This is a genomic window from Dapis hubbardiae BLCC-M172, from assembly GCF_050016015.1.
Lineage (GTDB): Bacteria > Cyanobacteriota > Cyanobacteriia > Cyanobacteriales > Microcoleaceae > Trichodesmium.
Genome location: NZ_JBNHEQ010000307.1, coordinates 8,794 through 12,088 on the forward strand (window position 1 = coordinate 8,794; position 3,295 = coordinate 12,088).

3 protein-coding genes are annotated in these 3,295 nt (G+C 31.8%); all 3 read left to right on the top strand.

Translation table 11 applies throughout. The annotated features are described in order from the left end of the window. Positions 1-819: 819 nt before the first annotated feature. A complete protein-coding gene (gene ruvX / locus ACP6PK_RS29000; protein WP_426564895.1) occupies positions 820-1,230 on the top strand; it encodes a Holliday junction resolvase RuvX in 411 nt (136 codons plus the stop codon). A 315-nt stretch (positions 1,231-1,545) separates the two neighbouring features. Continuing rightward, on the top strand, positions 1,546-2,406 hold the full coding sequence (locus ACP6PK_RS29005; RefSeq protein ID WP_426564897.1) for a pentapeptide repeat-containing protein: 861 nt from the start codon (positions 1,546-1,548) through the stop codon (positions 2,404-2,406). 64 nt (positions 2,407-2,470) lie between these two features. After that, complete coding sequence (gene cutA, locus ACP6PK_RS29010) at positions 2,471-2,794, top strand: divalent-cation tolerance protein CutA (RefSeq protein ID WP_426564899.1); 324 nt, start codon at positions 2,471-2,473, stop codon at positions 2,792-2,794. Positions 2,795-3,295 lie beyond the last annotated feature (501 nt).

The window sequence follows — 3,295 nt, forward strand, 5'->3', positions numbered from 1 at the left end:
TAGGAAAATATGTACCGAACACTTCTCTATCTACCAGATTTCAATTTGTCGAAGTCTTAAATCTTTTATATTTTAGTCATTCATATCTTCTCTTAATACTTAATTGTACCAACAGTCCCTTAAATAGGAATAGGCAATAAACAATTAACTAGGGAAACAAAATTATTTGTGTATTGTAATGTTCACTTAGATTTATTTACTCAAGAGAATTTAAGGCAATTTATTTTCTGAAAAAATGTGCAGTTAATTTTGTGTTGATACTTAACTCTAATTTCCTGTTTTTCAAACAATAGTCTTTACTCTCTATATTATTTGTTGTAGTGAACATTTATCACGCCTAGTATAATATAAGTTTATAAGCAAAATTAATTACCGAATAATTAATAATTAATAATTAATAGTTGATAGTCAATAATTAATTATTCATTCAACAATTAAGGTTTAAAGCCTCCCCTTTCAAGGGGATAAATCAAAAAAAATTCCTTTTAGCCAATCCCCTTCTTGAAAGAAGAGGTAATTATTAATTATTAATTGTTCATTGTTAATTGCTGAAATATCCTATTGACTTCCTGTTCCCTATTCCCTATTCCCGGCTCCCTTCCATATCAGAAATTCCTAAAAGCAAAACTACTTATAGCGGTTTTCACTTCATGACTTGCATTACTTCTTCCTTCTCTCCTAGATAATATGAGCCTTCTTCCTTCTTTCTTTAAACTCAAATCTCTGTACTCTATATTAATGAAAACTGCTATAAAAAATTATCAACATAAATTAGACAGTATTAATACTGCTACAAACAAATAATATAAATAGGTAAAAATGATTTTAGGATTTGACCCCGGTCGTGATAAATGTGGAATTGCAATTATGGATAAAAATAGAAAACTCCATTATCACCAAGTCGTAGAATCTGCAAAAATTACCACAACAATTACAAAACTAAATCAACAATTTGATATTAATTTAATTGTAATAGGCGACCAAACCACATCCAAAATATGGGAACAACAACTCAAAAAAATTATCCCAGAAATAATACCAATAATAAAAATAGATGAACGCTATAGTAGCTTAGAAGCTCGCGATCGCTACTGGCAAATATATCCCCCTCAAGGATTTGTACGTCTAATTCCACCAGGAATGCGAATCCCTCCCAAACCAATAGATGATATTGTAGCCATTATTTTAATCGAAAGATATTTAAACAGTAAATCTATATTTCTTAATTAAATTTAATATAAAATTTAACACCAGAAACTGCGGTATATACTTAAAAATTTCTTGAATAATATGTATCATAAAAAGAATATACAACAGTATAATTAACAGTAAATTAACCTCCTCAAAATTATAATAATACTTTCACTCTCAATAAGTAACCAATTCCACCTCAAAATAATCTTTAATCAATAACAATCTAGGAAAATGTCAAGCCATAATAACATTTTGTAATACAATTGGCTAATTCTAAATTGAGAAAGCTGTAATAACATATTAAGTAAGACTTAATAACTTATTTAATATAAATTGGGAAATTATAGAGCCATGAAAGAACAAGAACTGCTCCAGCGATACGAACAAGGAGAAAGAGACTTTAGTGGCCTAGATTTAACCGGAATTGACTTGAGAAGAGTAATTCTGATCGGAGTTAACTTCTCCAAGACCAATTTAACAGGAGCAAATTTAAGTAGAGCTTTTCTCACAAAAACTCAATTTAATGAAGCATTATTACATAGAGCTAACCTCAGCTTTGCCAAAATGGGTGAAACTAGAATAGCTGATGCTGACCTGACAAAAAGCAATCTTAGTGGAGCTTTTTTAGTAAAATCCAAACTTCCTAGAGCCAATTTAAGTGGTGCTAATCTTACAGGTGCCAACCTTAGACGGGCTAATCTATGGAGTGCTAATCTCTGTAGTGCCACTTTAGAATCTACTAATCTGCGAGAATCTAATCTCACAGGTGTTAATCTTAATTGGGCTAATATGTACGAAGCAAAACTAATCGCAACTAGACTATTCGGTGCTCAACTTACAGGAGTTAATTTCAGAAGAGCTTATCTAAATGGAATAGATTTAAGTGCAGCAGATTTGAATGGAGTTAACTTTAGTGAAGCGAAGTTACATGGAGCTAATTTGGAAGGAGCAAACTTATTAGCAACTAACTTCAGCAGAGCTTTAATGCGGAATATAAAATTAAATGGAGCCGATCTAACAGGGGCAAATTTAACACAAGCTAATTTAGTTAGAGCTAACTTGAATTGGAGTAAACTTTATGAAGCTGACTTGAGTGAAGCTGACTTGAGTGAAGCAACATTTATTGGAGCAAATCTAGAAAAAGCAGGATTAGTTAATACAATTTTACCAGCATCAACAAAATTGTCTTTTAGTTTTGCTAGTGCCAGATAATTCAGCTTTGATTAAATTGAATATAAATTAATTAAAAACTCAGAGAAAAATAAAAAATAAGGTTATGACTGCAACTAATTATGGTGTTGTTTTTGTAAATGTTCCTTCTCTAGATGAAGCTAAGGCAATTGCAAAATCTTTAGTAGAATTAAAATTAGCAGCTTGTGTAAATATCTTTCCAGTTCACTCAATTTATAGTTGGAAAGGAGAGTTATGTTCAGAAGATTCCTATAATTTATTAATTAAGACAGACTTAGATAAGTTTGACGTCCTAGAATCAAAATTAAGAGAATTACATTCTGATGAAATACCGGAAATAATTGCTTTACCAATCGTCTCTGGTTATGCTCCTTATATGCACTGGATGGCTGAACAAATTAAGGGTTGAGTTGAAAAAAATATGTGAGTATTGAGCTATCAGTTATCAGCTAATGGGTGATTTGTAGGATACACTGAATAGATTTTCAATCAAACAGGTAAGTAGAGCAAAAAAATCTATAAGCTGGCAATAAAGTAATATGAATTAGGCAGTTATGGTGTCGGTGAATCAAGCTATGAAATCTAAAGAGCGTAAAATATAAAATCTTTTGCGACATCCGCAATAGTTAATTAAGAGGAAAAGTTAGGCAGCCTCCGAGGTCGAATTTTCGAGTGCTTCACAAAATGAAATGACTATTGCGACATCCGCAATAGTTAATTAAGAGGAAAAGTTAGGCAGCCTCCGAGGTCGAATTTTCGAGTGCTTCACAAAATGAAATGACTATTGCGACATCCGCAATAATTAAGAAGGAAAAGTTAGGCAGTCTCCAGGGTCGAGTTTTTCGAGTGCTTCAGAAAATGAAACGACTATTGCGGATATCGCAATAATTAAGAAGGAAAAGTTAGGCAG

Excerpts from the sequence above, each read along its gene's own strand:
- ruvX (WP_426564895.1), top strand. The coding sequence starts at position 820 with ATGATTTTAGGATTTGACCCCGGTCGTGATAAATGTGGAATTGCAATT.
- ACP6PK_RS29005 (WP_426564897.1), top strand. The coding sequence starts at position 1,546 with ATGAAAGAACAAGAACTGCTCCAGCGATACGAACAAGGAGAAAGAGAC.
- cutA (WP_426564899.1), top strand. The coding sequence starts at position 2,471 with ATGACTGCAACTAATTATGGTGTTGTTTTTGTAAATGTTCCTTCTCTA.